Annotated in this window: 21 protein-coding genes; 11 read left to right on the top strand and 10 right to left on the bottom strand. The window is 68.4% G+C overall.

Translation table 11 applies throughout. The features are described 5' to 3' along the window. Positions 1 to 153: 153 nt before the first annotated feature. Positions 154 to 1,488 carry a diguanylate cyclase gene (locus ACQP06_RS23615; RefSeq protein WP_433666668.1) on the bottom strand — a complete coding sequence of 445 codons (1,335 nt, stop codon included), beginning with the start codon at positions 1,486 to 1,488 and terminating at the stop codon, positions 154 to 156. A 176-nt stretch (positions 1,489 to 1,664) separates the two neighbouring features. On the opposite strand from ACQP06_RS23615, the gene ACQP06_RS23610 reads away from it, so the two are divergent. Continuing rightward, on the top strand, positions 1,665 to 2,810 hold the full coding sequence (locus ACQP06_RS23610; protein ID WP_433666667.1) for a beta-ketoacyl synthase N-terminal-like domain-containing protein: 1,146 nt from the start codon (positions 1,665 to 1,667) through the stop codon (positions 2,808 to 2,810). Positions 2,811 to 2,840: 30 nt separating this feature from the next. Here the strand turns inward: ACQP06_RS23610 and ACQP06_RS23605 are convergent, their stop codons facing one another. Continuing rightward, positions 2,841 to 4,586 (bottom strand): GAF domain-containing sensor histidine kinase, encoded by a 1,746-nt coding sequence (locus ACQP06_RS23605; RefSeq protein WP_433666666.1) that lies wholly within the window; start codon positions 4,584 to 4,586, stop codon positions 2,841 to 2,843. Positions 4,587 to 4,657: 71 nt separating this feature from the next. Further along, entirely contained in the window at positions 4,658 to 5,305 is a 648-nt protein-coding gene (locus tag ACQP06_RS23600) for a response regulator transcription factor (protein WP_357097132.1), read from the bottom strand. 262 nt (positions 5,306 to 5,567) lie between these two features. On the opposite strand from ACQP06_RS23600, the gene ACQP06_RS23595 reads away from it, so the two are divergent. Beyond that, entirely contained in the window at positions 5,568 to 6,404 is an 837-nt protein-coding gene (locus ACQP06_RS23595) for a sigma 54 modulation/S30EA ribosomal C-terminal domain-containing protein (protein WP_433666665.1), read from the top strand. 146 nt (positions 6,405 to 6,550) lie between these two features. Beyond that, the gene (gene uvrA / locus ACQP06_RS23590; protein WP_433666664.1) at positions 6,551 to 9,538 is read left to right on the top strand and encodes an excinuclease ABC subunit UvrA; all 2,988 of its coding nucleotides are present in this window, start codon (positions 6,551 to 6,553) and stop codon (positions 9,536 to 9,538) included. A gap of 59 nt (positions 9,539 to 9,597) precedes the next feature. Here the strand turns inward: uvrA and ACQP06_RS23585 are convergent, their stop codons facing one another. The 4 genes from ACQP06_RS23585 to ACQP06_RS23570 form a co-directional block, all read right to left on the bottom strand. After that, positions 9,598 to 11,451 carry an ATP-binding cassette domain-containing protein gene (locus tag ACQP06_RS23585; protein WP_433666663.1) on the bottom strand — a complete coding sequence of 618 codons (1,854 nt, stop codon included), beginning with the start codon at positions 11,449 to 11,451 and terminating at the stop codon, positions 9,598 to 9,600. 36 nt (positions 11,452 to 11,487) lie between these two features. Beyond that, positions 11,488 to 12,684, bottom strand: a complete 1,197-nt coding sequence (locus ACQP06_RS23580) for a type III polyketide synthase (protein WP_433666662.1) — start codon at positions 12,682 to 12,684, stop codon at positions 11,488 to 11,490. An 82-nt stretch (positions 12,685 to 12,766) separates the two neighbouring features. After that, positions 12,767 to 14,251: a fatty acid desaturase gene (locus ACQP06_RS23575; protein WP_433666661.1), complete on the bottom strand. Its 1,485-nt coding sequence runs from the start codon at positions 14,249 to 14,251 to the stop codon at positions 12,767 to 12,769. A 212-nt stretch (positions 14,252 to 14,463) separates the two neighbouring features. Next, on the bottom strand, positions 14,464 to 15,294 hold the full coding sequence (locus tag ACQP06_RS23570; protein ID WP_357097123.1) for an LppX_LprAFG lipoprotein: 831 nt from the start codon (positions 15,292 to 15,294) through the stop codon (positions 14,464 to 14,466). Between the two features lie 403 nt (positions 15,295 to 15,697). Between ACQP06_RS23570 and ACQP06_RS23565 the strand changes: the two genes are divergently transcribed. Then, on the top strand, positions 15,698 to 16,534 hold the full coding sequence (locus ACQP06_RS23565; protein ID WP_433666660.1) for a class I SAM-dependent methyltransferase: 837 nt from the start codon (positions 15,698 to 15,700) through the stop codon (positions 16,532 to 16,534). Between the two features lie 6 nt (positions 16,535 to 16,540). Beyond that, a complete protein-coding gene (locus tag ACQP06_RS23560; RefSeq protein ID WP_433666659.1) occupies positions 16,541 to 17,149 on the top strand; it encodes a TetR/AcrR family transcriptional regulator in 609 nt (202 codons plus the stop codon). 79 nt (positions 17,150 to 17,228) lie between these two features. Here the strand turns inward: ACQP06_RS23560 and ACQP06_RS23555 are convergent, their stop codons facing one another. After that, the gene (locus tag ACQP06_RS23555; RefSeq protein WP_213560615.1) at positions 17,229 to 17,597 is read right to left on the bottom strand and encodes a DUF1844 domain-containing protein; all 369 of its coding nucleotides are present in this window, start codon (positions 17,595 to 17,597) and stop codon (positions 17,229 to 17,231) included. 332 nt (positions 17,598 to 17,929) lie between these two features. On the opposite strand from ACQP06_RS23555, the gene infC reads away from it, so the two are divergent. From infC to ACQP06_RS23535, 4 genes are all read left to right on the top strand, one after another. Continuing rightward, positions 17,930 to 18,628 carry a translation initiation factor IF-3 gene (gene infC, locus ACQP06_RS23550; RefSeq protein ID WP_433673414.1) on the top strand — a complete coding sequence of 233 codons (699 nt, stop codon included), beginning with the start codon at positions 17,930 to 17,932 and terminating at the stop codon, positions 18,626 to 18,628. A 64-nt stretch (positions 18,629 to 18,692) separates the two neighbouring features. After that, complete coding sequence (gene rpmI, locus ACQP06_RS23545) at positions 18,693 to 18,887, top strand: 50S ribosomal protein L35 (protein WP_040856904.1); 195 nt, start codon at positions 18,693 to 18,695, stop codon at positions 18,885 to 18,887. Between the two features lie 69 nt (positions 18,888 to 18,956). Next, positions 18,957 to 19,337: a 50S ribosomal protein L20 gene (gene rplT, locus ACQP06_RS23540; protein ID WP_040807291.1), complete on the top strand. Its 381-nt coding sequence runs from the start codon at positions 18,957 to 18,959 to the stop codon at positions 19,335 to 19,337. A gap of 107 nt (positions 19,338 to 19,444) precedes the next feature. Further along, the gene (locus ACQP06_RS23535; RefSeq protein WP_433666658.1) at positions 19,445 to 20,248 is read left to right on the top strand and encodes a TrmH family RNA methyltransferase; all 804 of its coding nucleotides are present in this window, start codon (positions 19,445 to 19,447) and stop codon (positions 20,246 to 20,248) included. A gap of 27 nt (positions 20,249 to 20,275) precedes the next feature. Here ACQP06_RS23535 and ACQP06_RS23530 read toward each other — a convergent pair whose 3' ends face one another. Further along, positions 20,276 to 20,848, bottom strand: a complete 573-nt coding sequence (locus ACQP06_RS23530; RefSeq protein WP_433666657.1) for a TetR/AcrR family transcriptional regulator — start codon at positions 20,846 to 20,848, stop codon at positions 20,276 to 20,278. 102 nt (positions 20,849 to 20,950) lie between these two features. On the opposite strand from ACQP06_RS23530, the gene ACQP06_RS23525 reads away from it, so the two are divergent. After that, complete coding sequence (locus ACQP06_RS23525) at positions 20,951 to 22,402, top strand: MFS transporter (protein WP_433666656.1); 1,452 nt, start codon at positions 20,951 to 20,953, stop codon at positions 22,400 to 22,402. A 62-nt stretch (positions 22,403 to 22,464) separates the two neighbouring features. Here ACQP06_RS23525 and lipB read toward each other — a convergent pair whose 3' ends face one another. After that, entirely contained in the window at positions 22,465 to 23,136 is a 672-nt protein-coding gene (gene lipB, locus ACQP06_RS23520) for a lipoyl(octanoyl) transferase LipB (protein ID WP_433666655.1), read from the bottom strand. Positions 23,137 to 23,321: 185 nt separating this feature from the next. Between lipB and pheS the strand changes: the two genes are divergently transcribed. Continuing rightward, a complete protein-coding gene (gene pheS / locus ACQP06_RS23515; protein WP_433666654.1) occupies positions 23,322 to 24,380 on the top strand; it encodes a phenylalanine--tRNA ligase subunit alpha in 1,059 nt (352 codons plus the stop codon).

Below are 24,380 nucleotides of genomic sequence, written 5' to 3'. Positions count from 1 at the left end.
GCTCCTCGGTGAGGTCGGGCAAGACGGAACTCCTTGTTCACCACGTCCGCCGTGCGGGGACGGCGCGCGAAGCATCGAGAACAGAGTTGTCGAGTCTAGTGCGCCTGGCTTGCCCGCGCCGTATCGCCAGGTGACGAGGCGTGGGTGCCCGGGTTACGAGGCGTGGGTGCTGTCGGTGCGCCGCGTCAGCGGAGTGTTGTGGTGGTTGGGCGGCTTGGCCCGGTACATGGCCAGGTCGGCGTCGTGCAGCACGGCTTCCGGCGTGCGGGTGTCGCCGGCGTGCAGGTGGGTGACGCCGACGGAGGCGTCGACCTGGATGCGGTGTCCGCGCGCGATGATCGGCTCGGAGGTGGCCTGCCGCAGCCGGGCGATGAGGACGTCCAGATCGTCGCCCAGGGTGCGCCCCGACAGCAGGACCAGGAATTCGTCGCCGCCGATGCGGCCCACCACGTCGTCGGCGCGCAGCCCGCGCTGCAGCCGCTGGGCCACGATCTGCAGCACGGTGTCGCCGATGGCGTGGCCGAGGGTGTCGTTGATGGTCTTGAATCCGTCCAGGTCGATGAACAGCACGCTCGACACCGGCAGCGTCTCGGCGGTGCCCACCGCCGCGGCCAGCTTCGACAGCACCAGCGACCGGTTGGCCAGCCCGGTGAGCGGGTCGTGGGTGGCCTGGTACTCCAATTGCCTTCGGCTGGCACGAAATTCGGTGATGTCGTTGAACGACGACACCGCGGGGGAGTTGGGGTCGGTGGGGTTGAGCAGGCGGCTGTTGGCCGAGAGCCAGCGCCGCTGCCCGTCGGGCCGGTCCAGCCCGAACACGAACCGCGTCACGTCCTCGCCGGTGGCCAGGGTGCGGATGATCGGATACCAGGTCGAGGGCATGGGCTGGGCGTTCGCGTCGAGCAGGCACAGCGGCAGGTCGTCGATGTGGGTGCCGATCAGGTCCTTGGCGTCGTAGCCGAAGATGCGGCGCGCGGCCGGGTTGGCGGATTCGATGCGGCCGTCGCGGTCGATCACCACCACGCCCTCCTCCAGCTGCGACACCACGGAGGTGAAGAACTGCTCGGCTTGCCGCTGGGCGGCCTCGGCGCGGCGTTGCGGGGTCAGGTCGTGCACGACGACCTGATAGGCCAGATGGTCGTGCCAGGCGGTCAGCACCGACACGGTCTCGACCTCCAGCGTTTTCCCGTCGCAGCGCAGCAGGGTCATCTCGGTGGGGTCGGAGGCGGTGCCGGCGATGGTGAGCCGGCGGATGCGGTCGAGCATGGGCGCGACCGACGGCGGTGAGACGAAATCGGTGACGGGCCGGCCGATGACGTCCTCGGGGTCGTCGGCGGCGAGCATGCGCAGGAGCGCCGGATTGGCGTAGACGATCATTCCGCGTTCGTGGACCACGATGCCGTCCGGGCTGAAGTCCACCAGGGACCGGTACCGCTGGGCCAGCTGTTCGGTGTCGGACGGGAGGTTTGCCCGATCGTTACCCACCATTTCGTTCACCCCCTGATCGTCGGTGCGGAACACGTCGATGGAGCACGGCACCATTCTGTTATCTGAAAATTTGCTGGTGCAGCTTGCCGAGCGTATTGAATGAAGTGCTGGAGAGGAGCGATGCAATGCCTGGCGCCAACCCCGTCTCGATTGCCGACGGTCAGCATCAAGATCATATGACGATTGCCGGTATCGGTGCCGTGACCGGGTACGGCTGGGGCCGAGAAACCCTCTGGGAGGGTTTGCTGAGCGGCAAGTCCGCGGCCCGGCTACATCCAGGGTACGGGCCCGGACGCGATCGGCACGGGTGGGTTGCGCGGATTCCCGAAGGCGGCGATCCGGACTTACCGCCGAGCCGCTACCTCCGCGCGGTCCTGGACTCCGCACGCGAAGCGGTCACCGACGCCCGTGGCCGCGGCTGGCGGCCCGGCCGGACCGTCGGACTGCTGCACGCGATCGTGCTCGGCAACCTCGACGAATGGCAGGACTTCTTCACCGTCGACGGCGGACAGCGGCGCTCGCGCGACTATCTGCGGCTGATCCCCTCGACCCCGGTGTCGATGCTGATGAACGAGTTCGGCTTCCACGGTCCGGCCATGAACGTGAGCGCCGCCTGCTCCTCACTCAACGTGGCCCTGGTCACCGCCCGACTATGGATGGACCACGGCGTGGCCGACGACGTGCTGGTGGTGGCCACCGACCTGTCGGCCTCACCCGACATGGTGCAGGCGTTCGTGAATCTGGGCGCCGCGGTCTTCGACGCCGATCCGCTCGAGGCGTGCCGGCCGTTCCAGGAGGGCAGCCGCGGTTTCGTCTTCGGTGAGGCCTCGGTCGCGTTGATGCTGACCCGCGACGCCGACCGCCCCTACGCGGCGGTGCTGGGCGGGGCCATGACCAGCGACGGCTACCACGTCGTCTCCGTCGAGCCGTCGTTCGAGCAGATCTACGACTGTGTGCACCGCGCCCTCGCCGCGGCGGACGTCCGCCCCGAGGAGATCGCCTGCCTCAATGCCCACGCCTCCGGCACCGCCCAGTGCGACGCGGCCGAAACCGCGCTGCTGGCCCGGATTTTCGACGACCGCCCGCAGGTGACGGCGCTCAAGCCGCTGGCCGGGCACTGCCAGGCCGCCTCGGCCGGAATCGAGATCGCCGCCGCGGCCATGGGCTACGAGCGCGGGGTGCTGGTGTCCGCGCCGATCGTCGCGCCCGCGTACGCCCGTCTGGTGGACGGCGTGCGACCGGGCATCCGCGGCCTCACCCTGAAGACCGCGCTCGGCATGGGCGGCAACAACAGTGCGGTGGTGCTCGGCCCGCTCACCTGACGCCGGCCGGTGCGGTCGGGTGGCGTTGATTCAGTGCAGCGGTACCGACCAGTGCAGTTTGGTTCCCGTGGTGGTGATGTCCTCGTCGTCGCCATTGGTGTCGCGGCGCGGGTACACCGCCAGCCGCCCGCCCGACTGTTCGGCCCGGCGCGCCAGGTTGGTGAGCCCGCTGGGCGTGATGGAATCCGGGATCCCGCGGCCGTTGTCGGCGACCACGATGGTGAGATCGTCGGCCACCCCGATGTCGATGGTGATGGTGTCGGCCCCCGAATGCCGGACCGCGTTCGAGACGGCCTCGCGCACAACGGCTTCCGCGTGATCGGCGAGCGCGGGCTCGACCACCGACAGCGGGCCGGTGATGTGCATGAGCGCCCGGATGTCGGTGGCGGTGGTCTGCTGCTTGACCGCGCGCTCGATGCGCTGTCGCAGCCGGTTGCTGTGCCCGTCGCCGCCGTGCAGGTCGAAGATCGAGGTGCGGATCTCCTCCACCACGTCCTGCAGATCGTTGATCGCGTCCGCGAGCCGGCGCTGCACCTCGGGCACCCGCGCGCGCGGCACCGTGCCCTGCAACGCCAGCCCGATGGCGAACAGCCGCTGGATGACATGGTCGTGCAGATCGCGGGCGATGCGGTCGCGGTCGGTGAGGATGTCGAGTTCGCGCATGCGCCGCTGCGCCACCGCCAGCTGCATGGCCAGCGCGGCCTGATCGGTGAAGGCGGCGATCAGCTCCACCAATTCGTCGGAGTAGGGCGCGGATTCGGCCGAGCGCAGCGTGATCAGCACGCCCAGGGTGGAATCGGGGGTGTGCAGCGGCAGCACCAGGGCCGGGCCGATATCGGCGATCGGGGTGCCCAGGTCGATGTGGCGGCCGTCGTCGAAACGGAGCGGGGTGCGGGTGGTGAGGGCCTGGCCGACCGCGGTCTCGACGGTGCGCACCGCGTGCCCGGCGGGCGGCTCGCCCGGCCCGGACCACTGCGCCACCACCAGCTCGGTGACCCGCTCGGGCGCTTCCTCGGGATCGGCGACCACGGCCAGCAGCGCCTGCTGGGAGGCGGTGAGTTCGCGTGCGTGCGCCACCACGTGGGCGAGCACCTTGTTGGGTTCGGTGTCGGCGAGGAATTCGGTGGCGATGTCGCGGGTGGCCTCGATCCACGCCTGCCGGGTGCGGGCCTGCTCGTAGAGCCGGGCATTGTCGACGGCGATACCGGCTGCAGCGGCCAGCGCCTGCAGCAGCACCTCGTCGTCCTCGGTGAAGGGGTGGCCGCCGGATTTCTCGGCGAGGTAGAGGTTTCCGAATATCTCGCCGCGGATGCGCACCGGCATGCCCAGCAGGGTGCGCATCTCCGGATGATGCTCGGGGAAGCCGACGGCGGCGGGATGACGGGTGAGATCGTCCAGGCGCAGCGGTTCGGGCTTGTCGAGCAGCAGTCCGAGCACGCCGTGGCTCTCGGGCATCGCCCCGATCTTGACCCGGGTCTGCTCGTCGATGCCGTGGAAGATGAACTGGCTGGGCTGTTGTTCGTGCCCGAGCACGGCCAGCGCCCCGTAGCGGGCGTCGACCAGGATGGTGGCCGCGCGCACGATGGTGCTCAGCGTCTGCTCCAGGTCCAGCCCGGAGGTGACCAGCAACATCGCCTCGACGAGCCCGTCGATCCGATCGCGGGCGTCGATGATCTGTTCGACTCGGTCCTTGACCTCGGTGAGCAACTCGCGTAATCGCAGCTGCGACAGCGTTTCACGCACCGAGTAAGGGCCGGTGCGGGGGATGTCGTGCATGTATGTCCTGCGGTCCGGCGGATACGCGACGTCAGCGCGATTCTATGCGCGCCGGGGTTGCCGTGCGGTTGTCATGCCGAACGTGGTTGTCCCGTACGCAATTTCGACGCCAGGACGGCCGCCTGGGTGCGGCGTTCCATCCCGAGTTTGGCCAGCAGCCGGGACACGTAGTTCTTGACCGTCTTCTCCGCCAGGAACATCCGTTCGGCGATCTGCCGGTTGGTGAGGCCGTCGCCGAGCAGGTCGAGCAACTTGCGTTCCTGATCGGTCAAACCGGCCAGCGGGCCGTCGAATTCGGTGCTGCGCCGCAGCCGGGCCATGAGGGCGGCGGCCGCGCGATTGTCCAGCAGCGAGCGGCCCGCGCCCACCTCCTTGATGGCCTTGGCCAGCTCCATGCCCTTGATGTCCTTGACCACGTAGCCGCTGGCGCCGGCCAGGATGGCGTCCATCATGGCCTGTTCGTCGGTGTAGGAGGTGAGGATCAGGCAGCGCAGATCGTCGATGTCGGCCAACAGGTCCCGGCACAGTTCGATGCCGTTGCCGTCGGGCAGGCGCACGTCGAGCACCGCCACATCGGGGCGCAGCGCCGGGATCCGGGCCAGCGCCTGGGCGACGTCGCCCGCCTCGCCGACCACGGTCAGCTCGGGGTCCTCCTCCAGCAGGTCGGTCAGACCGCGGCGGACGATCTCGTGATCGTCGACCAGGAAGACTTTGATCACGACGGCCTCCAGGATGTCGGTGATGCGCGGTCGGTTCGCGCGCGTGCGCGAACGGTCCCGGCCAACGTAACTCGCGGCGCGGCAACGGGATACCGCCGAAGGTCCCTAATCTCCAGGCGAATCGGCGGGCCCGAGATCTTTTGTCGGAGACTTTTCCCCGAAAGTGGTCTGTTTCGGGACTTTCGGCACTGTCGGGCCCACGTGACGTGTGTTGCCATGGAGTTCGGTTGCCGGGTCGGAGACAGGGAGAGCGGGGTCGGCTATGGGCGCGTTCGATGTGTGGTCGAGTGGAATCGATCCGGATTTCGTGGTGACCACGCACGGGCCCGTCCCGTCGGGGGAGGTGACCCGGGTGGCGCGCGGACTGGGCAGGGTATTGCGCCGCCACGGAGTCGTCGGGCCGGTGCGGGCACGCCTGCACTGGCCCGATCCCGACGACGGCGATCCCGAGGACGGCACCACCCTCGCGCAGGCGAGTGTCCGAGCGCTGGGGAAGGCGTTCCGGGTACAGGTCGCCGGGCCCGGCCGGTTCGCCGCCACCTTCGCATTGGAACGGCTGGACCTGCGACTGGGCTGCCCGCCGGACGAATTGTCCCGGCCCTGGCCGGATCCCGCGCGCCCGTCGCTGTCCGCGATCACCGAGCCGCGGCCGATCGTGCGGCGCAAGGACTGCCGACTACAGGTGGCCACGCCCGCGGCGGCGGCGCGGGTGCTCGACGCCATGGACTACGACGCGCACCTGTTCATCGACGCCGACACCGGATCCGAGGCGGTGGTCTGCTGGACCGGGCCGCTCGGGGTGCGCACGCTGGGCCGTCCGCGCGACGGCGTGCCCATGCTGCTCGAGGACGAGGCGGTGGCGCGGCTGTGCCTGGGCGGGCTGCCGTACCTGTTCTTCATCGACGCCGACGTCCGCCGTGGGCGGCTGCTCTACCGCCGTTTCGACGGTGACCTGGCCCTGGTCACCGCGGCCGGGTCCGAGGATCGCGCCCGCGATCGGGAGCGGGCGCGGCAGCCGCGGGTGCTCTCGAGCTGCGTGCGCCGGGCGCTGCCCAGCGTGGCCGGGGCCGCCACGGCGATCACCGAGAAGTCGGTCTGAGCCGGTGCGGGCGAGATCACTCTCGCCCGTCGCAATAAACACACTGTGACCAGCGTTTCAGTCGGCGTATCCAAACTTGTCGGTGGGTGCCCCTAGCATGGCGTCGGGGGTATGTCTGGATGCCGGAACGTTGGAAGGATGGCCAGGTGGCGGATCGCCTGACGGTGCGCGGAGCGCGGGAGCACAACCTCAAGGGGGTCGATCTCGACCTACCCCGTGACAGCCTCATCGTTTTCACTGGTCTGTCCGGGTCCGGAAAGTCGTCGCTGGCCTTCGACACCATCTTCGCCGAGGGACAGCGCCGCTACGTGGAGTCGCTGTCCGCGTACGCCCGGCAGTTCCTGGGTCAGATGGACAAGCCGGACGTGGACTTCATCGAGGGCCTGTCCCCGGCGGTGTCCATCGACCAGAAGTCGACCAACCGCAACCCGCGGTCCACGGTCGGCACCATCACCGAGGTCTACGACTATCTGCGTCTGCTGTTCGCGCGCGCGGGCACCCCGCACTGCCCGGTCTGCGGTCACCTGATCGCCAAGCAGAGCCCGCAGCAGATCGTGGATCAGGTGCTGGCCATGCCGGAGGGCACCAAGTTCCAGGTGCTCGCGCCGGTGGTGCGCACCCGTAAGGGTGAGTTCGTGGACCTGTTCGAGTCGCTGAACTCGCAGGGCTACTCGCGCGTCCGGGTCGACGGCGTGGTGCATCCGCTGACCGATCCGCCCAAGCTGAAGAAGCAGGAGAAGCACGATGTCGAGGTGGTCATCGATCGCCTCGCCGTGAAGCCGAGTTCCAAACAGCGCCTGACCGATTCGATCGAGACCGCGCTGCGGCTGGCCGACGGCATCGTGGTGCTGGACTTCGTGGACCGCGACGAGCACGCCCACGATCGGGAGCGACGTTTCTCCGAGCGGCTGGCCTGCCCGAACGGGCACCCCCTCGACATCGAGGATCTGGAACCGCGGTCGTTCTCCTTCAACTCGCCCTACGGCGCCTGCCCGGATTGCACCGGTCTCGGTATTCGCAAGGAGGTCGATCCGGATCTCGTTGTGCCGGACCCGGATCTGAGCCTGGCCGAGGGCGCGATCGCGCCGTGGTCGCGCGGGCAGACCGCCGAGTACTTCACCCGCTTGCTGTCGGGCCTGGCCGAGGCCATCGGCTTCTCCATGGACACGCCGTGGAGTCAGTTGCCGCTCAAGGCCCGCAAGGCGGTGCTGGAGGGCAGCTCCGAGCAGGTGCACGTCTCCTACACCAACCGCTACGGCCGCAAGCGTTCGTATTACGCCGATTTCGAGGGTGTGATGCCGTTCCTGCAGCGGCGCATGGACGCCACCGAGTCGGAGGCGATGAAGGAGCACTACGACGGGTACATGCGCGACATCCCGTGCCCGGTGTGCGCCGGCGCGCGCCTGCGGCCGGAGATCCTCGCGGTCACGCTGTCGGCCGGCACGGAACGCCGCTCCATCGCCGACATCTCGGATCTGTCGATCGGCGATGCCGCGCACTTCCTGAACACCCTCACCCTCGACGACCGGCAGGCCGCCATCGCCGCGCAGGTGATCAAGGAGATCCAGGCGCGCCTGGGCTTCCTGCTCGACGTCGGCCTGCAGTACCTGACGCTCTCGCGCGCCGCCGCCACCCTCTCCGGCGGTGAGGCGCAGCGCATCCGCCTGGCCACCCAGATCGGGTCGGGCCTGGTGGGCGTGCTGTACGTGCTGGACGAGCCGTCCATCGGCCTGCACCAGCGCGACAACCGCCGCCTGATCGAAACCCTCACGCGCCTCAAGAGTCTCGGCAATACGCTGATCGTGGTCGAGCACGACGAGGACACCATCCACGCCTCGGACTGGGTCGTCGACATCGGCCCGCTGGCCGGTGAGCACGGCGGTCAGGTGGTGTACTCGGGTCCCTACGAGGGGCTGCTGAAGGACAAGGATTCCCTCACCGGCGCTTACCTTTCCGGGCGCGAGCGCATCGACCTGCCGCTGGTGCGGCGGCCGATCGACAAGAAGAAGCAGCTCACCGTGGTCGGCGCGACCGAGCACAACCTGCGCGACATCGACGTGAATTTCCCGCTGGGCGTGCTCACCTCGATCACCGGCGTCTCCGGTTCGGGTAAGTCGACGCTGGTCAACGACATTCTGGCGACCGTGCTGCAGAACAAGCTGAACGGCGCGCGTCAGGTGCCGGGCCGCCACACCCGGGTCAACGGCCTCGATCACCTGGACAAACTGGTGCAGGTGGACCAGTCGCCGATCGGCCGCACCCCGCGCTCGAATCCGGCCACCTACACCGGCGTCTTCGACAAGATCCGCACCCTGTTCGCGGCCACCACCGAGGCCAAGGTGCGCGGCTATCAGCCGGGCCGGTTCTCCTTCAATGTGAAGGGCGGCCGCTGCGAGGCGTGCTCGGGTGATGGCACCCTGAAGATCGAGATGAACTTCCTACCGGACGTGTACGTCCCGTGCGAGGTCTGCCACGGCGCGCGGTACAACCGCGAAACCCTGGAAGTCCACTACAAGGGCAAGACCATCGCCGAGGTGCTGGACATGCCGATCGAGGAGGCCGCGGACTTCTTCGAGCCGGTGACCTCGATCCACCGCTATCTCAAGACGCTGGTGGACGTCGGTCTCGGCTATGTCCGCCTGGGCCAGTCGGCTCCGACGCTGTCCGGTGGTGAGGCGCAGCGCGTGAAGCTGGCCGCCGAACTCCAGAAGCGGTCCACCGGCCGCACCATCTATATTCTCGACGAGCCCACCACCGGCCTGCACTTCGAGGACATCCGCAAGCTGCTGGCCGTCATCAATGGCCTGGTGGACAAGGGCAATACGGTGATCGTCATCGAACACAACCTCGATGTCATCAAGACCTCGGACTGGGTCATCGACATGGGCCCCGAGGGCGGTTCCGGCGGTGGCATGGTCATCGCCCAGGGCGCCCCGGAAGACGTTGCGGCCGTGGCGGACAGCTACACCGGTCAGTTCCTGAAGGCCGTGCTCGAGGCCCAGCCGCCGGCCCTCGCCGAGCCGAAGCCCGCGAAGAAGGCGGCGGCCAAGAAGGCCGCCCCGAAGACCGAGGCTCAGGCCGCGGCCACCAAGAAGGCCGCCGCGGCGCGCCGCAAGGCCGCCGCGCTGCGCTGACCGTCCCACAGCGCGAAGGCCCCGTACCGGAATCGGTACGGGGCCTTCGGCTTTCGCTCCTACTCGGCGGCCGCGAGCGGCGGCTCGAGTTCCTTGACCTCGGCGATGTGCCCGAAGTCGAGTTTGACGAGCTGGTCGGCGCAGTCGAAGTACCGGTCGTCGTGGGTGATGACGATGACGGTCTTGCCGCGGTTCTTCAGCGAGACCAGGATCTCGCGGTAGAACACGTCGCGGAACTTCGGCTCCTGGTCGGCGGCCCACTCGTCGAACAGGTAGATCGGCCGGTCCTCGAGCAGCGCGGTCAGCAGCGCCAGGCGCTTGCGCTGTCCCTGCGACAGGTCGATCGTCGACAGGCGGCCGTTCTCCACGGTCACCTTGTGATCGATCCGGAGTTCCTTCAGGTACTTCCGGACCTGGTCGTCGACGCCGTCCTCGAAGCCGAGGTAGTCCTCGAACAGGTGGAAGTCGGTGAAGACCGCCGAGCTGTTCTGCCGGAACCACTCGATATTGGTGTGGTCGATCGTCTCGCCGTTGAGCGTGAGGTGGCCGTGCTGCGGGACGTAGAGGCCCGTGATCAGTTTGGCCAGCGTCGATTTGCCGCTGCCGTTGCCGCCCACGATGAAGCTGATCTGGCCGGGTTCGAAGGTCAGATCCAGCGGGCCCAGGTGGAAGCCGGAGCCGTCGGCCTGCGGCGGGGCCATGGGCCCGCCGTTGGGCAGCGGGTGCCCGCCGTGGCCGACGAACCTGTGCCCGTTGACATCCGGCCGGTCGACACCCTGCGGGCCGTGGCCCGGGGGCGGGCCGCCGGGATGCGGCCGGCCCCCGCCGGGGCGCTGTCCGGGACCCGGGCCGGGGTGCGGTCCGGTGCCGGGCAGCGGCGGGATTGCCGGCGGCGCCTCGGTCAGGTAGCTGTAGCCGACGTCGTTGAGCTCGAGCCGCGCCGCGGTGACGGCGGCCCGCTCGGTGTAGGGCAGCCGCGATTCGTCGTGCGCGGTCTGGATGGACAGGTTGAGCGACCGGATCTTGGCCAGTGCCACGTCACCGCGCAGCAGGTCCGGGATGCGGTGCATGAAGTTCTGCATCGGCATCGCCAGGAACGTGGTGACGAGCACGTAGCCGACCATCACGTTCTGCGGCAGTTCCAGCGCCCGCGCCAGCCCGAACAGGATGAGCGCCATGGTGGCCAGCTGCAGCAGCTGCCCGAACCCCTGGGCCACGGTGAATTTCGACCCGGCGTCGATGTTCTGCGCCCGCAGCGTCTCCGCGGAGCCGAGCAGGTGCTTGTCCATGAAGTCGCGTCGCCGGCCGCGGTGCAGCTTGAGCTCCTTGATGCCCAGCGACACCGCCTGGAAGGAGCGCAGCAGCCCGTCCTCGTTCTCCCGTGCGGACTGGTACAGCGCCCGCACCCGCTTGAGAACCAGTTCCACACAGGCGATTCCGAGCAGCGTGCCCGCCACCGTGGTGGCGAAGATCGGCCCGGACACGACCGCGAGGAACACGAAGCAGCCCACGATGGTGGCCAGGTCGATGCAGATGCTCGGGATGGCCGTCACCGCCTGCGACAGGGCCCGCACGTCCTCGGTGAGGGTGGCGATCAGCCGGTGCTGGCCCAGCCGCTCCAGGTGTTCCAGCGGCGCGGACACGATGCGCGAGCTCAGGTCCGCGCGCAGCCGGTAGATGGCGTCCTGGGCCAGCCGGATCAGCAGCACCTGCGAGATCACGCCGCTGATCAGGATGACCAGGGCGGTCGCGACGAACGCCTGGACGGTGACGCCCGGGTGCGGTTCCGGTGACACCACTCCCCGAATCAATGTCACCAGGTAGGTATTGGCCGCACCGCAGACGAGACCGGAGGCGATGACGCCGGCGATCCGCATCCACGAGATGGAGATGAGGAATCTGATGAGTTGCATGACTGCTGGCTCTCTGGACTGGACGGGTCGGGCTGGTCAGGAACGGATGACGTCGAACACGACGCCCTCGAGGGTGACGCCGGGCGCGAAGGAGAACGCCACGCCCGTCGAGATCGGCTGGGACGCCGACTGCGCGACCATCTGCTCGAGCACGAAGATCAGCGAGACGCTGAGCATGTTGCCGTACTCGGCGAGCACGTCCCAGCTGGTGGCGGCCTCTTCGGCGCCGAGGCCGAGCGAGCGCACCGACTCCTCGATGATCTTGGGGCCGCCCGGGTGGATCGCCCACAGATCGATGTCGGACTTGGTGAGGCCCTGGCGCGCGAGCACCTCGGTCACCACCGGGTCCACGCCGCGCAGGATGTACTGCGGCAGGTTCTCCGACAGCTCGCAGGTGATGCCGTTGTCGTTGACGCCCAGCACGATTCCGTCCTCGGCGTCGTCGAACAGGTAGCTGAAGCTGTCCCGGATGACGATGGATCCGGCCGGCAGCTGCTGGTGCGCCTGCCGGGCGCCGATGACCACCGCGCCGCACCCGTCGCCGAAGAGGCTGTGGATGATGACGTCGTTGACATTGTCGTCGAACACGGCGTTGACCGAGCTCAGCTCGATGCAGATGACCAGCGCCTTCTTGTCCGGGTGCGCCCGCACGTAATCCGTCGCGGCGCGCACGGAGTTCATGGCCGCGGCGCAGCCCATGAAGTTCACGACGACCCGGTTGACGGTGGGGGACAGGCCCAGCTGCTTGACCACGGCCACGTCCACGCCGGGCGCGATGAACCCGGTGCTGGTGGCGAAGACCAGCATGCCGATCTCGGCGGCCGGGTCCTCGAGGTGGGCGACGGCGCGGCCGGCCACGTCCACGGCCAGCGGCACCGCGTGGTCGTAGAAGGTGTTCATGCGGTCGCGGATGGTGCCCGATTCCCGGCTGTAGGACAGGAATTCGGGGTCGATCGGGTTCACCGCGAGGTGGCGGGTGGTGACCCGGGTCTTCTGGTAGATCCGCGGGATCCGGGCCTGCTGGGCCGGGTCGGTGAACAGTCCGGCGACCTGGGCGGCGGCGTCGGCCTGCGCGAAGATCTGCGCGGGCGCGCCGGTGGCGATGGACTCGATCACGCCGACGGTGGTCGGCGGGGCCGGCGGCATCGGGGTCGGCGCGAAGTCGTAGCCGGGTTCGCCTCCCGCGAACCGGGCTGCGGGCCGGGCGGCCCCTTCGTCGATGGTGATGGACACGAATGACTCCCCTCGTATTCTTTGGTGGAACCCGCGGTGCGGCCGGCGCATGTTCCGGCGCGCCGCGGTGTTCGGAATCGGTTCAGACCGTGCCGATTCCGGTGAAGCCCTGCGCGGTGTAGACGACACAGGTCTTCAGGGCGAGCGGCGAGAAGTGCTCCTTGACGAACCCCCACTTGCGCTCCACCGCGTCGTCGGACGGCGCGAGGATGTAGGTGCGGATCTGCTTGGGGAAGCGGTCGGTGAAGAAGCTCTTGGCGGGAAGCCATTCCACGCCGAACTTCGCCGACTCCTCACGCAGCACGTCCTCGGTGGCGATATTGGCGAAACCGCTGCGCTGGTAGGGCAGTACGTGATGGACGCGATGCGAGCTGAGGCCCGCCGACAGGAAGCAGTCCAGGTAGCGGTTGCCGACCACCGTGAGGTCGTAGGCTTGTTCGATCTGGTCGACGCCCCAGTCCTCGGAGTTGTGCTCGAGTTCCTCGGTTTCGACCTCGAAGTCGTGGCTGGCCACCACCAGGAAGGTGGAGACCCACAGGGTGATCACGAATTGCAGGGCCCAGGCCCAGAAGTCGCCCATCACGGTGAAGGCGATGAGCTCGCCCAGCAGCAGGAACCGCGCGCCGAACGACCCGATGAAGTGCGGCAGCGCCCCACCCCAGGTGCCGTACATGTCCTTGATGCCCACCTTGCGGGTGAGGCGGCAGACGTCGAGCAGGCGGAAGGTCATGCCGGTGATGGTGTGACCGAACTTGTGCAGGGTGTGGATCGGCACCCGGTACAGCCGCGGGATCCGCATCATCATGGTGAAGACGTTCTTCTTGATGTCGACTTCACTCTGGGTGTGCGGGTGGTGCAGCAGGGCGTGGCCGTCCGCGGTCACGAATGCCAGTGCGACGTAATTGAAGTCGAAGGCGTTCGTGTAGATCTTGTTCATGCCCTTCTGGGCACGGTGGATGGCGTAGTGCCCGAACCCGGCCAGTGAGCTGCGCAGCAGCACCATCGCGATCACGAAGACCGGCAACGGCATCCAGGACCGCTCGAACAGCCGCAGGCCCTGCACCGCGAAGTACGCCACCGCGAGAATGGCGACCACGATGTTGAAATAGGTGTCCATGCGCCGGATCCGGGCGGCCAGCTCGGGTTCCTTGAGCCGCGCCTTCACCTTGTGCAGCAGGTCGTCCTTGTTGTCGAAGCTGAACTTCGGGGTGTCGCGCCAGCTGTCGAAACCCTCGTTGAACAGGAACGCGGGCGCGTTGGCCTTGGGGTGGATGTCCTCGGGCAGGGCGTCACGGTCGAGCGCGTACTTCTTCAGAATCTTGCCGATGGCTTCCGGATTCTTGTGGTACGAGCCGACAATCGAGGTGATGTCGCGGTTCTTGGTCCGGCCGATGAAGAACTCGCCGCCCGGATGCTTGGAAATCCAGTCGGAGAGGTCGTAGGCTTTCCCGTCGTAGACCCAGACGTTGGAGATGGGTGGCGGTCCGTCGAGCGGGGGCCGGCGGAATTCACCTTCGGGCGCCTGCCGTTCGATCGTCGCCTCGGCCTCGGGCCGTTCGATCGTCATAGCTTTCCTCCACACGCACACACCGCGTTCGAACTTACGGATGGAATCGTCGGCGTTGCGGCTTGCAATTCACTGAACAATCTCTTAAGTGGGCTTTTGTTAACAGCAGCCCGGAAAAAATGCGAAAGCCGGCCGGGGTCGGACGACAGCTGTTGCCGCCGTTGCTCGTTCCCCGAACCGGCTCCCAACTCACAGGACAGACGGGCGCGTGTTTAGCCGCCGGGCTTGGTGACGTGCACCGGCTTCGCCCAGTCGGACAACGTCACGGTGACGGTGCCCGCGTCCTTGGTGACGATGGCGCGCACCAGGTTCGGGCCGGTGCCCGGCGAGGCCGCGGTCGAGGGCAGGGTGGTGCCCGCACCGCTCGGCGGCGCGACGTCCTTGATGTACAGGGTGATCGGGAACTCGCCGCCGTCCTTGCCGATCTGCGGGACGACCGGGTCCATGACGTCGGCGGAGATGGTGCCGCTGACCTTCACGGTGTCGACGCCGTCGATCTTCTCGCGGCCTTCGGCCTTGGCGTTCTTCACCTGCGAGATGGCGTAGGCCAGACCCTTGTCCTTGTCGAGCAGGACGCCTGGGTCGTAGATCTTCTCGGCGGGGCCGACGGGGGAGTACTTGGTGCCGTCACCCGTGTAGAGGGTCTTGTCGACGACCATGAACTTGGTCTTGGTGAAGTCGCCGTCCTGCTTGACCTTCACCTCGGCGTCACCGATGGCCTGGCCCTGGCCCTGCGGCTGGTTGGTGACATCGGCCTTGATGCTCTTGACCGACAGCGTGGGCAGGTTCTTCACGTCCAGCACCACGTGCACCGACTGCAGGGTCTGGGTGGTCTTGGCCGATTCGGCGACGATCTGCGCACCCTCGGGCAGCTGCGACGGCGGGGCCGCCTGCGAGGTGGTGGCCTTGCTGTCCGAGCTGGAGGACGAGGTGCAGCCCGACACGAGCGCGGCGGTCGCGGCCGCGGCGATCATGATCGGGAGCACGCCGCGCCGAATCCGGCTGCCGGACGTGCGGTTCCCTTGGGATATCAGGTCATTCATGTACAACCCCCGAAGTCCATTCGATCTCGTAGTGAGGGCAGCCTTGCCGCTGCCCGTCGTAGTATGCAGGACGTCGCCCGCGCTCGCGCCGATCGGTGCGATACTCCGGCATCCAACCAGCACCGGCTCGATGTCGCCACGCTGTTTCGATCATCCAGCCGCACAGGCGATCAGCCCGCAACCAGCTATGTCGCAGGTCCGGCCGCGCGTTAACAATCCGGCCGAGATCCCAGCAGGCCGGAGCGGCCGATTCTCCGGATGCCGCTCCGTCGCTGGACGTTTGCCGGTTGGTCGCTGAACGTTCAGCGTAATTCGTTACCCGGGGCGGGTATTGACACGCGCCTTCGGACGCGCGCAATATGAACATACGTTCATGAACACCCGTTCATAACAGGAGCCGAGCATGACCGAGATCGTGAATACCGCCCAGTCCGAAGCCTGGAACGGCTACGAAGGCGAACACTGGGCAGGCCACTACGACCGCTACGACGCCGTGAACCACGGCTTCGACGAACCCCTGCTGACCGCCGCCCGCATCACCGACGGCGACCGGGTCCTCGACATCGGCTGCGGTAACGGCCAATTGACCCGCGCCGCCGCCCGCCGCGCCGGCGCCGGTTCCGCGACCGGTGTCGACCTGTCCGGACCGATGCTCGCCCGCGCCCGTGAACGGGCCGCCGCCGAAGCCGTCCCCAATGTCGGCTTCGAACAGGGCGACGCCCAGATTCATCCCTTCCCCGACGCCGCCTACGACGCCGCGCTGAGCCGCTTCGGCATCATGTTCTTCACCGACCCGGTGGCAGCCTTCGCCAATATCGCCCGCGCCCTGCGCCACGGCGGCCGCCTGGCCTTCGCCGCTATGACCCCGCTGCCCGGCACCGACCTGGGCGCCGTATTCGGCGCCGCCGCAGCCCATCTCGGCGATTTCACGGTCAGCCCCGCCGAAGGCCCGTTCTCCGAGCCCGACCGCATCCGGGACCTGTTGTCCGCCGCGGGTTTCCATGAGATCGGCGTCGAATACCGTGAGGCCGAAGGCATCTGGGGCGACGACATCGCCGACGCCACCGAATTCATCATGGGCTGGGGCCCGGTCCGCTACCACCGCTCCCTGGCCGGGTTCGCCACCGACGACGAAGTCCGCCAGGCGATCTCCACGGCCCTGACTCCCTACGCCACTCCCGGCGGCATCGCGCTGCGCGGGTCGGCCTGGCTCGTCACGGCCGCGACCCCGCTACCGTAACCATCCATGTCCCCCCGTAAGGCCGCGGCGCTGCGCGCCACCGACGACACCCTGCGCGATCACCTCGTCGCCACCGCGCAGCGCCTGCTCGCCGACGGCTCGGCCGCGACCCTGACCGTGCGCGCCATCGCGCGCGCGGCCGGGGTGGCCGACGGCGTCCTCTACAACCATTTCCCGGACAAGGACGCCCTGCTTGCCGCCGCGGTCCGCGCGCACGTCGACGCCGCGCACCGCGCGCTCGGCTCACTGCCCGCCCCGGGGGAAGCGACGGTCGCGGAGAATCTCCGTATATATCTGAGCGCGGGCCTCGATCTGCACCGCGCGGTGCTGCCGGTCTTCGCGGGCCTGCTGTCCGCCCCGGCCGTGCTGGATCGGTTCGCCGAACTGCCGACGGATCAGCCCGACTGGCGCGTGCTGCTCTCCGACTATCTGGCCGGTGAGCGGCGACTCGGCCGCCTCGCCCCCGACGCCGACATCGCCGCCGCGGCGGCGGTCCTGGTCGGCATCTGCCACGACCGGGTCCTCAACGCGGTGCTGCCCGGCATGTCACCGCCCGCCATCGAGCCCGCGGCGGTCGTCGCCATACTCCTCGACGGCATCGGCCCCAGGGCGTAGCGGCTGCCCGAACGAAGAACGGCCCGCCCCGAAAGAACTCGGGCGGGCCGTTTTCGACAGATGACGTCAGGGCGTCCGATCAGTACACCGGGCCGGTGTACTTCTCGCCCGGGCCCGCACCGGGGGCGTCCGGGTACTCCGAGGATTCGCGGAACGCGCGCTGCAGCGACTGCAGGCCGTCGCGGATCGGACCGGCGTGCGGGCCGAGGTACTCGACCGACGCGGTGACCAGGCCGGCGAGCGCGGTGATGACGCGGCGCGCCTCGTCCAGGTCCAGGTGGGGGCTGCTGGCCGGGTCGGGTTCGCCCAGGCCCAGCTTCTCGGCCGCGGAGCTCATCAGCATGACGGCGGCGCGGCTGATGACCTCGACCGCGGGGATCTCGGCCAATTCGCGCACGACCTCGCCGTCGATGAGGGCGGAATCGTCGTTCAAGGTAGCCTCGCTCATGGGCTAGAGAATGCCATCGCGCGCGTCGGGGCTGGTCGTGGGGGCGGCCGATTCGGAGCTCCCCGCTATGAGTGTTAGACTCTTCCGCGACGACCGCCCCGGACTGGTTCCTGCAACCGACTCGGGGCATCAAGTGGAGCCCGACTCCCACCGTCAACCAGCGCTGACAGCGCCGGGTTGAACGGTCCGGTCGCCCATCATTCACGTGATGGGTTCTGCGCGTGGGTTTTTCCTGCGTGCGGTGCGATGCGAGCTGTTTGCGTCGCGGATCGGTCGACTCGGGCCCCGTGCTGGTGAAATACCGGAGCGGGGCTTTCGTGTTGAAATTGGGGTTGCAGTTATTGCTTGCGGTCGTTGACGAACCGCTTGACCTAGGAGGCCCCATCAGCACTGAGACCCGCATCAACGATCGCATCCGCGTTCCCGAGGTCCGACTCATCGGACCCGGCGGCGAGCAGGTTGGGATCGTGCGTGTTGAAGATGCACTACGCGTCGCTCAGGAAGCTGACCTCGACCTGGTCGAGGTCGCGCCCGATGCACGCCCGCCGGTGTGCAAGATCATGGACTACGGCAAGTTCAAGTACGAGACCGCGCAGAAGGCGCGTGAGTCCCGGAAGAACCAGGTCCAGACCGTGATCAAGGAGCAGAAGCTCCGCCCGAAGATCGATGACCACGACTACGCCACCAAGCGCGGCCACGTGATGCGCTTCCTGGAGGCCGGGTCGAAGGTCAAGGTCACCATCATGTTCCGTGGTCGCGAGCAGTCGCGCCCCGAACTCGGGTTCCGGCTCCTGCAGCGACTGGCCGCCGACGTCGCCGACCTCGGATTCGTCGAAACCTCGGCCAAGCAGGACGGCCGAAACATGACCATGGTCCTCGCGCCGCACAAGGGCGCGAAGACGCGGGTGAAGGCCCAGAACGACGCGAGCTCGACGCAGCAGCGCAGCAGTGCGCCCGCGCCGGCTCCCGCCGAGGCGGCCCCGGCCGAGACCGCAGCCCCGGCTGCCGAATCGGTCACCCCGCAGCAGTAATAACGAGAAGCTCCGGAGGCGTGTGGTATCCGCGCGCCTCCGGCACGACAGAACTGAGGAATCCATGCCGAAGATGAAGAGCCACAGCGGCGCCTCGAAGCGATTCAAGGTGTCGGGCAGCGGCAAGCTGCTGCGTCAGCAGGCGAACCGTCGCCACCTGCTCGAGCACAAGCCGTCCACCCGGACTCGTCGTCTGGACGGCGTGGAGGTCGTCGCCAAGGCCGACGTCGCTCGCGTCAAGAAGCTGCTCGCCAAGTAATTCGGCTGAGCCGACCGACCAACCTCCGGGTGCGATCGCCGCACCCCCTATTCGATCAAGGACTGAAAAGTGGCACGCGTCAAAAGGGCCGTCAACGCTCAGAAGAAGCGCCGTTCCGTTCTCGAGGCCTCCAAGGGCTACCGCGGTCAGCGGTCGCGCCTGTACCGCAAGGCCAAGGAACAGCAGCTGCACTCGCTCACCTACGCCTACCGGGACCGCCGGGCGCGGAAGGGTGACTTCCGTCAGCTGTGGATCACTCGTATCAACGCCGCCGCGCGTCTGAACGACATGACCTACAACCGCTTCATGCAGGGCCTCAAGGCCGCCGGCATCGAGGTGGACCGCAAGATCCTGGCCGAGCTCGCCGTCTCCGACGCCGAGGCCTTCGCCCAGCTGGTCGCGGCCGCCAAGGCTGCCCTGCCGGCCGACGTCAACGCCCCGGCCGCCTGATTCGGTCTGCGTGACAAAGCAATAGCCGGAACGACCCGCGGACGATGGTCCGCGGGTCGTTTCGTTTCTTCTCTTATCTCCGCGTAACTCCGAGGGGCAGGGTGGCCGTGAGCGCTGATTCCATCGACTGGCGTAACTCCCGGATCGTGTCGGCGGTCAAGCTGCACCGCAGTCCGGTTCGTCGCAAGACCGGCCTGTTCCTGGCCGAGGGCGCGAACTCGGTCGAGGCGGCGCTGGACACCGGCCGGGTCGAGGAACTGTTCTTCTCGGAGAAGGCCGCCGAACGCGAGCACGCGCTGGTCGCCGGGGCCGCCGCCCAAGGGGTGCGGACCACGATGGTGACCGACCGCGCCGCGGAGATGCTGGGGGAGACGGTGACTCCGCCCGGGCTGGTCGCGGTGTGCCGGCTGGTGGACGTGCCGCTGCGCGAGGTACTCGACGCGTCGCCGCGCATGCTCGCCGTGCCCGTCGAGATCGCCGACCCGGGCAACGCGGGCACCCTGATCCGCGTGGCCGACGCCGTCGGTGCGGACGGCGTCGTGCTGGCCGGTGATTCGGTCGACCCCCACAACGGCAAATGCGTACGCGCCTGTGCCGGAAGCCTTTTCCACGTCCCCGTGGCCCGCTCCCGCGATATCGACGCCACCCTCGACGCGCTCGAGGCGGCCGGCATCGCGATCCTGGCCACCACCGCCAAGGGTGAGGTCGACCTCGACGACGCCGACGAGATCCTGAGCGGCCCGGTCGCCTGGCTGTTCGGCAACGAGGCGCACGGCCTGGACAAGGCCATCGCCGCCCGCGCCACCCACCGGATCCGGATTCCCATCCACGGCTGCGCCGAGAGCCTGAATCTGGCTGCCGCCGCGGCTATCTGCCTCTACTCGAGCTCGCGGGTCCAGCACGCGAAGTGAGGTCCGCGGCGGGTTCCGGCCCGCCGGTCAGATGCCGTCCTCGCCGAGGTTCTCGAGGATCTCGGCGGCCCAGGGCGGGGTCTCGGCCTCGAGTTCGGTGACGCCGAGCGCGGTGAGGTCGATGAGCAGCATGCCGGTGGCGAAGAAGCGGCGGACCTCGGAGGTCGACGCGCCGGTGAGTTCTTTGGCGAGGATGTAGAGCCGTCCGAAGTTCTCCCGGATGCACTCGCCGATGGCCGGTTCGGCCGCCGCCGCGATGCCCTGCAGGAAGACCCGGGGCAGCTCGCGTTCGGTGAGGAAGTACTCGCCGAAGTGGGAGCCCAGGGTGTCGAGGCGGTCCTTGGGGGAGGCGTCGGGCTCGGCCTGGGTGGCGCCGGCGCGGAACAGGTCCTCGATGCGGCCGCACACCCGGTCCAGGACGGCCAGGAACAGCTGCTGCTTGGTGCCGAACAGGCGGATGACATACGGCTGCGAGACCCCCGCGCGGCGCGCGATCTCATCGGTTTTCGTTGCCGCGTAACCGGATTCGGCGAATGCGGAGATCGCCGCGCGCAGCACTTCCTCGCTGCGTTCCTCGGCCGTCATCCGGGTCCTGGTCATGGTGGCAGCGCCTCCTCGTGGGGGAATCATCCTTGCCATTGACATGTTATCAGTCGATGCATACTCTCTAGTTATCAGTCGATTACAACAAGGGGATCGGACATGACTGAGACACTCGAAACCTCCTCGCTCACCGGAAAGGTGGCCGCACAGGCCCGGCAGCGCCCGCTCGCCGCCGTCCTCGCCGCCGTGGGCATTCCGATGTTCATGGTCACGCTCGACAACCTCGTGGTGACCAACGCGCTGCCGGTGATCCGCACCGAACTGCACGCCTCGCTCTCGGACCTGCAGTGGTTCGTGAACGCCTACACCCTGGCCTTCGCCTCACTGCTGCTCACCGCGTCCGCGCTGGGCGACCGGCTCGGCCGCCGGCGCGTCTACCTGGGCGGCATCGCCCTGTTCACGCTCGGCTCGGCCGCGTGCGCGCTGGCCACCGAACCGTGGATGCTGATCGCCGCCCGCGCGGCCCAGGGCTTCGGCGGGGCGGCGGTCATGCCGCTGTCGCTGACGCTGCTGTCCGCGGCGGTGCCGGAGAAGATGCGCAGCGCCGCCATCGGCATCTGGGGCGGCATCTCCGGCCTGGGCATCGCACTGGGCCCGGTGGTCGGCGGCGCGGTGGTCGACGGCCTGAACTGGCAGTGGATCTTCTGGCTGAACGTGCCGATCGGCCTGATCGCGGTGCCGCTGGTCGCCCGCGTGCTGAACGAATCCTTCGGCGGCGCACGGCGATTGGACCTGCTCGGCCTGCTGCTGTCGGCGGGCGGCGTGCTCGCGGTGGTGTGGGGCGTCATCCACGGCGCCGACGACGGCTGGACCTCGGCCAAGGTGCTGACCGGCCTGATCGGCGGCGCGATCGCGCTCACGGCGTTCGTGATCCTGGAGAGCCGGACCACAGATCCGATGCTGCCGTTGCGCCTGTTCCGCAAGCGCGGCTACGTCATCAACGTGGTGTCGTTCACCTTCTCGCTGGGCACCTTCGGCTCGATCTTCCTGCTGGCCCAGTACTTCCAGGTGGTGCAGGGCTATTCGCCGCTGGCTTCCGGCGTGCGGACGCTGCCGTGGACCATGGCCCCGATGGTGGTGGCCCCGCTGGCCGGACTGATCGTGGACCGGGTCGGCGCACGGGTGCTGGTGTCGATCGGGCAGGCGCTGCTGGCGGCCGCGCTGCTCTGGATGGCGCTCACCACGAGCGTGGACGTGTCCTACAGCCACTTCGTGCTGCCGTTCATCCTGGGCGGTGTGGGCATGGGTCTGACCTTCGCGCCCACGGCGACGGTCGTCATGGCCAATGCGTCACCGGCGGATCAGGGCATGGCCTCGGGCGCCAACAACACCATCCGTGAGGTCGGTGTGGCCATGGGTGTCGCGGTGCTGGCCTCGGTGTTCGCCTCGCACGGCTCGTACATGAGCCCGGCGGACTACGTCGACGGCCTGATCCCCGCGGTGAAGGTCGGCTCGGTCATCGTCGCGCTGGGCGCGTTCGTGGCGCTGCTGCTGCCCGGACGTCGCGCCACGGCCGAATCGGGTTCCGGCGCAACCGTTCTCGCGCACTGAGCCGGACCGAATCAAAGGAGACGCATCGGCGCCGATCGTGCACGCGATCCGGCGGGTTCCGGTCAGGGCAGGGGAGACGGGGTAGCGCTCGCCTCGAAGGCCCCGGCGATGGTCGCGACGACGCGATCCATCGTCGGGGCCTCGTCGGTGTTCAGTTCCCTTTCCACCGAGGTCATGTCGACATCGGGCAGCCCGCAGGCCACGGCCAGCTTCCACGGCGACAGGTCGCCGGTGACATTGAGGGCGAAGCCGTGGGTGGAGACATTGCGGCCGACGCGCATGCCGATCGAGGTGATCTTGCGGCCGGTGTCGCGGGTCCAGACGCCGGTGAGCAGCTCCGAGCCGGGCGGGGTGACGCGGCGCTCGGCCGGGATGCCGAGGTCGGCCAGGGCCGCGACGATGCGCAGTTCCACATCGCGGATCAGATCCACGACGCCCTCGCCGGGCTGCAGCTTCACGATGAGATAGCCGACCAGCTGGCCGGGCGCGTGGTAGGTGAGCTGGCCGCCCCGGTTGGTGGTGAAGACCGGGATGTCGGTCTCGGGGGCCGGCAGGTGCTCCTCGGGAGTGCGGCGGCCGATCGTGAAGGTCTGTTCGTGGCTCAGCAGCCACAGCGTGTCGGGCCGCTGGTCGGCGACGCGCTCCTCCCACATCTGCTGCATGCGGTCCATCGCCGCCGCGTACTCGATGAGGCGGTCGGAGTCGTCGATCAAGGTCAGCGGCCGGGACTTCACGAGTCCATTGGTACCACCGCTGTGGTCACCACCACGCCGAAGGGTGGGCCCGAGCTGGGAAAATCCAGGTGAGGTGGGCTGATTACAAGGTTTACGATGCGACCAGCAAGAATGGGTGGGCAGCAACCATTGCCGATAAGACTTTCCGCCCGACCCGTAACCAGCCTGGGGAGTGACGAACCATCGTGGCCGATGACAACAGTGCCGAGCAGACCGCCGCGTTGAGCGAGGAATCGCTCTCCGCCGCCGCGGAAGCCGCGGAGAAGGCGTTCGCCTCGGCCTCGACCCTGGACGAGCTGGCCACGGCCAAGACCGAGTACATGGGTGGCAAGTCGCCGATCTCGCTGGCGCAGCGGTCGCTGGGCACGCTGCCCAAGGAAGAGAAGGCCGACGCCGGCAAGCGGGTGAACGTGGCGCGCGGCCGGGTGTCGCAGGCCTACGAGTCGCGCCAGGCCGAGCTGCTCGCCGAGCGCGACGCGGCGGTCCTGGTGGCGGAGACCATCGACGTGACCCTGCCCGCCGACCGGCGCGCCACCGGCGCGCGGCACCCCATCTCGGTGCTGTCCGAGCGGGTCGCGGACGTGTTCGTGGCCATGGGCTGGGAGGTCGCCGAAGGCCCCGAGGTCGAGACCGAGCACTTCAACTTCGACGCCCTGAACTTCCTGCCCGACCACCCGGCCCGCACCATGCAGGACACCTTCCACATCGCGCCGGAGGGTTCGCGGCAGGTGCTGCGCACCCACACCTCGCCGGTTCAGGTGCGCACCATGCTGTCTCGCGAGCTGCCGATCTACGTGGTGTGCCCGGGCCGCACGTTCCGCACCGACGAGCTGGACGCCACCCACACCCCGGTGTTCTCGCAGATCGAGGGCCTGGCCATCGACAAGGGCCTGACCATGGCCCACCTCAAGGGCACCCTGGACGGTTTCGCGCGGGCGCTGTTCGGCCCGAACACCACCACCCGCATGCGGCCCAGCTTCTTCCCCTTCACCGAGCCGTCCGCCGAGGTGGACGTGTGGTTCGAGGACAAGAAGGGCGGCCCCGGCTGGGTCGAGTGGGGCGGTTGCGGCATGGTGAACCCGAAGGTGCTCATCGCCAGCGGCATCGACCCCGAGGTGTACAGCGGCTTCGCGTTCGGCATGGGCCTGGAGCGGACCCTGCAGTTCCGCAACGGCCTGCCGGACATGCGCGACATCGTCGAGGGCGATGTGCGGTTCACGCTGCCGTTCGGCATCCAGTCCTGA

This window comes from Nocardia sp. CA-136227, from assembly GCF_050955695.1.
Classification (GTDB): Bacteria; Actinomycetota; Actinomycetes; order Mycobacteriales; family Mycobacteriaceae; genus Nocardia.
This window is presented reverse-complemented; position numbering and strand designations above follow the sequence as displayed.